The sequence below is a fragment of the Coleofasciculus sp. genome, assembly GCF_046539235.1.
GTDB lineage: Bacteria > Cyanobacteriota > Cyanobacteriia > Cyanobacteriales > Coleofasciculaceae > Coleofasciculus.
The window spans coordinates 1-6,115 of sequence record NZ_JBKHHI010000409.1 but is presented as its reverse complement, the minus strand read 5'-3'; the positions used below and the strand labels follow the sequence as shown (position 1 = coordinate 6,115).

Annotated in this window: 4 protein-coding genes; 2 read left to right on the top strand and 2 right to left on the bottom strand. The window is 46.9% G+C overall.

All coding sequences use genetic code 11. The annotated features are described in order from the left end of the window. Positions 1-2,256: two-partner secretion domain-containing protein (locus ACLFWI_RS25445; RefSeq protein WP_446415237.1), on the bottom strand; the 2,256-nt coding region annotated here is incomplete at its 3' end. A 508-nt stretch (positions 2,257-2,764) separates the two neighbouring features. Here ACLFWI_RS25445 and ACLFWI_RS25440 point away from each other — a divergent pair. After that, positions 2,765-2,926: a ribbon-helix-helix domain-containing protein gene (locus ACLFWI_RS25440; protein WP_006104592.1), complete on the top strand. Its 162-nt coding sequence runs from the start codon at positions 2,765-2,767 to the stop codon at positions 2,924-2,926. A gap of 288 nt (positions 2,927-3,214) precedes the next feature. Here the strand turns inward: ACLFWI_RS25440 and ACLFWI_RS25435 are convergent, their stop codons facing one another. Beyond that, entirely contained in the window at positions 3,215-3,658 is a 444-nt protein-coding gene (locus tag ACLFWI_RS25435) for a hypothetical protein (RefSeq protein ID WP_446415236.1), read from the bottom strand. Between the two features lie 254 nt (positions 3,659-3,912). Here ACLFWI_RS25435 and ACLFWI_RS25430 point away from each other — a divergent pair, with 254 nt between their 5' ends. Continuing rightward, positions 3,913-5,865 (top strand): caspase family protein, encoded by a 1,953-nt coding sequence (locus ACLFWI_RS25430; RefSeq protein WP_446415235.1) that lies wholly within the window; start codon positions 3,913-3,915, stop codon positions 5,863-5,865. Positions 5,866-6,115 lie beyond the last annotated feature (250 nt).

Genomic DNA, 6,115 nt, shown 5'->3' with positions numbered 1-6,115 from the left:
TTCAAGAATTGGTTCCGGTTCAGGAATTGGTTCCGGAATCCGTTCATAAAGAGGAATCCGTTCATAAACAAAAATCCGTTCAGGAATCCGTTCAGGAATCGATTCGGGTTGCGGTTGTGGTTGGGGATTGGGTTGTGGTTGGGGATTGGGTTGTGGTTGGGGATTGGGTTGTGGTTGGGGATTGGGTATAAGGTTGGTTTGGTTAGGTGTTATCTGAAGCTGACCCCTAGTGCCTGGTGGGAGAGCCGTCTGATCGATATTGGTTGGTGTAATCGAACCCCCTGCTGTCAAGGTTACGTCGCCTGAATTACCTGGTCCTTGCTCACTGGCATCTATATCATTATCATTAATGCTGATATTACCTCCGGCTGTTACTGTCACAGAACCCGCATTCCCTTGTCCTTGCTCACTGGCATCTATATCATTGATGCTAATATTACCTCCGGCTGTTACTGTCACAGAACCCGCATCACCCTGTCCTTTATCACTGGTGTTGATAGTGTCAGTCGTAATATTTCCTTGAGCCGACAGATTTACAAAACCAGAATCGTCTCCACTACCCCTATTTGTAGTCGCCGTTATAGTACCCGTAATAATGTCACCAGTGGCAAACAATATTACAGGACCGGCATTAGCTTGGTTAGACTCAGAAACTTCATCGGAAGTGTTAATATTTCCTACATTGATACTTCCTGGTGGTAGCGATAACGGTGATCCGGGTGTTTGAAAATTGGTTGAGCCTTCAGTTGCAGGAACGTTAGTCGAAGTTACCGCATCCAACCCTGCTCGCAAAATCAGGGTTGGTTGACTGGTCAAAAGCTCCAAATCTGAATCAGAAATTCCTGCAGTAGCCTCAAGATCATTATCCGGAGCAGTAATCGTAATATTGCCTCCCTGGATACTACCTGTCGCTTCTACCAAAAGGGCTGCACCTTCGTAATCTCCAAACTCAACATCCCCATCGACACGAATAATTGGATCGTAAAGGCTAACAAAATCACCTGGCTTTCCCGATAAATTTAGAATCGAGAAATTTCCCCCACTAGCAAAGTGAGCATCGCCAGAAATATTGCCATCACTGACTAAACTGAGATTTCCACCACTTTGAAACGGTGTTTGCGGATGATTTAGGGCTAAAATATCAATACTCTGATTTCCCTGAAGGTAGAGATTTCCCCCAGCTTGGGCAAGAAACGGATTGACCAGACTATCCCGCACCCGTACTGTATCCTTTGCCAGCAGATTCAAGTCTCCCGTTGTTTGTAACTGACTCTCCACTAACGTCAGATTATGTTGAGCTGATAGTGTAGCCGTTTGGGAATTCACATTACGCGCCACGATATCCCCATCTTCTACAGCGATACCTGACCCAACTAATTTAACCTCTCCACTACTACTCACCTCCACACCCGGTATTTGTCCACTCCCGGTTAACAACTGAGGCAAATTCAGGGGAGTTAACGGGATTGAATCAGAGGGTTGAACCTCTAAACTCAGCATATATCCAGGTTGGCTAATCCGCACCATACTCTCACCAGGGACAGTGGTCACACTAATTCCTCCGTCTGGCGCGGTTAAGCTACCCGTACTGACAACCGTACCCCCAATTAAGCTTAAATCTTGTCCGGCTTCTACCCCCAAATCACCTGCATTAATAATTGATCCGGGGTTGGCGGTGTTAAATGTAAACGCATTGGGTTGACCGATCAATGTGGCATAATTATTTGCCCCTTGTGCATTGAACCAATTATCGCCAATGCCAATACCCGTAGCCGTCGTAGCGGTAAAGGATGCGGGAACGTTAAGTTGAGCATTTTCACCAAATACAATACCCGCAGGATTCATTAAAAATAGATTAGAATTTCCCCCAGTCACTTGCAGCAACCCGTTAATGACCGAAGGGTCGCCACCTGTCACACGGGACAGAATGTTTTTAATAGTAGGATCAGAAATAAAATTAGCCGTTTGATTCGCGTCTAAACCAAATTCACTGAAGCTATGAAAACGATTCACCCCATCCCCAGAAGTTTGTCCCCCGGTAATGTCAAACTGATCCCCATTGGGTGTGACAATAGTACCCGTCCCATCTGGCGCTTCAACAACCGATTGAGCCAGTCCCCCCGTTGGTAAGCCAGCCAGGAGTAACGTCAACAGTAGATAGTGAATTCGTTTACTTTTTTTCTTGGTCATGGTGAATAGATTGGCAACCACCAACCAGCAATTGATCAATACTGTTGTGTTCATCTTGTCTGTCATTGGTTGTTGCCTATTCTAGGGTCAGGAATACTCAGAATAAATGACGATTTATCGACGCTTTAGTTTCCTATTTTTGGGGAATTAATATAGTGAACTTGATTCAATAGTCTACTTCATTGAAGCTTAACAAAATGCAGATTCTGTAAAGCTACCGCTTTAGGGTTAAAGTGCGATATCATTTTTTTAGTACCCATTAAAAATATTATAAATAATTGTCAGACTTATGGGACATTTAAGGTATACCCCATTTGGTTTAATTTGTCCTGTGGAGATTTGGACAATTTGGCAGTATGTCAGGCTACAGCCCTCACCCCCAGCTCCTCTCCATCCCGTTCAAATCCCCCTCTTCCCTTATAGATCCCCCTTCCGTCCCCCTTACAGGTGTAAAAGACCAACCTAGATTATCAGCGTAAAATGTGTTATTTTAACGTATAACGAATTTAGATTGTGCAATAAACAGTGAAAAATTATATACTGGAATATGTTGAAGCATTAAAATTTAGGGCTGATGAAACTAAAAGGGCGGGTCACTGCTTATCTACCGGAAGAAATCCAGAGAGCCTTGGAACAGTGGGCAGAGGAAGAAAGTCGGTCACTGAGTAGCCTAGCGACCTACTTGTTAACTCAGGCTGTCAAAGAGCGTCAACAACAACAAAACCAGTCTAATTAGTGCAGCTTGTTAGTGCAGCTGGGCAACAATATGCCGACCATTGGCAAAATCGACAGGAATGTCTTGAGGTTAAACTGATCAGGTGGATAAGTCCTAATCGATGTGTTTAGTGCTATATTTATCAGCCAATTGACGTAAAAGATTAAGAAGTTTTGCTGAGGCGGGAACCCATCCTCGGAAGACACAATTGCATGTAGGGACAAATCAGAACCTGAATGGTTTAAGGGCTTGGGTAATTTGAGGTACTAGCACGCTACCTCAAACATCATGCACAAGCCCTCTCTCTATTTACTGATTAGCCTCAGACTCGGCTGGCGGGTTAGACTCTGCTGGCTGGCTAAAGTCTAGCAGGGATTGAGTCCCCGGAAAATAAGTTGCCCAAAACGAAACAATAGGACGCCGTTTCCAGTTTTGACGACTCACTTCTAGCAACAAAATGGGCGCGATCGCATTATTATGTTGCCCAATAATCGTCACGGCGACATCAGTGACTAATATATCACCATCGAAACTGCGCTGGGCGGCGGCTCTAGCAACGGCTTCAGCGCGGCGGAGAAAGTTAGAATAACTTTCCTCGGGTTGACTGATCAGAGATACTTCCACTCGTGCCGTGTAAGCTTGAGCCATCTCAGGAGCGATCGCGGCTGTGATCAGCCAACTGATACTGGTACAACCGACCAACACCCATAAACCGAGTGGCGCAATTTGTTTTCGGGCAATTGACTGGATCATTGGGGTAGACGACGGGTTATGAAACAGAGATTTTAACAGCAGACGTTGCCTCAGATAACCGCTGAAGGGCAGATTGTTGATGATTCTTTAAATCTCCCCGTTGGAGACGATTTCAGGGTTATCCTGACGGACAGGTAGCGGAGACTATAAAATGATTTTGTCTGTAATGTCTTGATCAAGACTGAACCGTTAGTCCGACAAGACGATGGCAACACTGACCAAGTTCCAGCCGCCAACGTCGAAACCCAAAACCCATGGCAAATTACGCTTGCGTTGCAATTGGCATTAATCGCTATCAGTTTTTACCGCCCTTGAACTACGGACAGGCGGATGCTCAAGCCTTGTGGCAGTTTCTGGTGCAGCAGGGGAATGGGTCATCCGAGGATTATTTAGTTTTAACCGATCATTCACCTTTGATTGATCGCCAATCAACCTATCCCAATCAGGACAATATTTGGCGCTGGCTGGACGCGACTCGCCAACCCTCCCCGACGAACGGCAAAACGTCTGCGTCGAAGTCTTGGCGGTGGTTCTTTTTCAGTGGTTATGGTGTTTGTTGGCAACAAGCCGATTACCTAATGCCTATAGATGGGAATCCCCAGGATATTCCCCGTACCGGGATACCAATGCGATCGCTGCTTAGTTCGCTTCAGCCTCAAGGGGATGAAAATCTGCTGGTTTTGCTAGATATTAACCGATCGCCAGGACTGCAAGCCGGGGAATCGGTGGGTGCGGAAACCGTGGAATTAGCCCGTCAGATGGGAATTACGCTGATCATGTCCAGTCAGCTTGGGCAATTTTCCCACGAAGCGACGGCGTTGCGGAATGGTTTGTTTAGCGCCGCCTTATTGGAAGCCCTGCACTACTATCAACAGGATCTAACCCTAGCCAACTTGGAGCAGTATTTAGGCGATCGCTTACCGGAATTAAGTCAACACCACTGGCGACCGATACAGACGCCTTTAATTATCATCCCTTCACAGACAAACCGACAACAACTCATTTTGCCGATCCCCCAGTCCGCTTCAGTCGAAGAGAAAACGGCGACAACAATTGCCTCGACATTAACATCGGCGGATCAGACCAATGGCAAATCAGCCTATCAGGAAGCCTCCACTAATGGCGCAACCCCCCCCGTCTCCAACTATGGGATTGCCATACCAGACAAACAACCGACGAACTCGTTAATACCGAGGAATGTTGAGGAACCGTCTAACTCAACAACCGCTTTGGTTAAGACACCTGATTTCGCGTCCGAGAACGATAATCCCAAGGATCAGACATGGAAACAATGGCTGCTGCAAGGTGGTGGACTGATACTGGTTTTGGTGCTGATGCTACTCACTCTCAAGATTCTCAACCGCCAAACTGGGACAAGTTCGCAGATCATCCAGCCTGTAACCGAAACCCAACCTACAGGCGATGAAAAGACGGAGGGGTCAGTGGCTCAAAGTCCCGTCGCTGATCAGACTAGCCCTTCACCCGAACCCAACGGTTCGCCCCTTCCAGCTTCGCCCGTGGAAAATCAGGTTATCGAACCTGTGTCTGAGGATAAACCCCAGGAAAAATCACCCGCCTCACCACCACCATCTGATCCGGAATCGATGGAAGCGAACCAACGGATTTTGGCACAAGCTAAGGGCACAATCCAACCCAATCAAGCCTCACTCTTCAGTCAAGCGATCGCCCAAGCCCAGAAAATTCAACCCGGTGAACCTCTTTACCAACAAGCGCAACAGGATATCCAGCGCTGGAGTCAGGTGATTCTTGACTTAGCCGAAGGGCGGGCGAAACAAGGCAATTTTGCATCGGCGATCGCGGCGGCAAAATTAGTTCCGTCTACCAATCCCTCGCTTTATAATCGGGCGCAGTCGGCGATTAAAACCTGGCAGACTCAAGCCCAACAGCAGCAGCAAAGCCAAGCCATTATTCAAGCGGCTAAACAGCAACTGCGACGGAATCAAGCCTCGTCTTATAATCGGGCAATTAATACTTTAAGTAAAATTCCCCCAGGTCAACCGGGTTATGCTCAAGCGCAACAGTTAATTAATCAATGGAGTCGCCAGATTTACCTGATCGCCAATTCCCGCGCATGGCGGGGTCAGTTGTCACTGGCGAGACAAACCGCCGCCTTAGTTCCGCCGGGGACTCCATCATACCCAGCCGCACAGCAGGCAATCGCTCGATGGCAGAAGGATCAACAGTAAGGAGGTGGGAAACATGACAGTTAACGGTGAAGATTGTCATCTGTCATCTGTCATTGGTCATTTGTGAGGGTTTGAGGACTAAGTAGGTCGGTGGAAATAAACCGAACTATGTTAAGTTCTGTGAATGTTCCTCAAACCCTTACTGTTCCCTGTTCCCTAATCTCAACCGTTAACTTTAATTGTCCCCACCTACTTATATAGCAATCCTAAATAGGTTGTGAAAAATCAAAAGAGAGACTTAATATCAATC

Bases quoted from the DNA above. Each gene is read 5' to 3' on its own strand.
- ACLFWI_RS25430 (WP_446415235.1), top strand. From the start codon at position 3,913: ATGGCAAATTACGCTTGCGTTGCAATTGGCATTAATCGCTATCAGTTT.
- ACLFWI_RS25440 (WP_006104592.1), top strand. From the start codon at position 2,765: ATGAAACTAAAAGGGCGGGTCACTGCTTATCTACCGGAAGAAATCCAG.
- ACLFWI_RS25435 (WP_446415236.1), bottom strand. From the start codon at position 3,658: ATGATCCAGTCAATTGCCCGAAAACAAATTGCGCCACTCGGTTTATGG.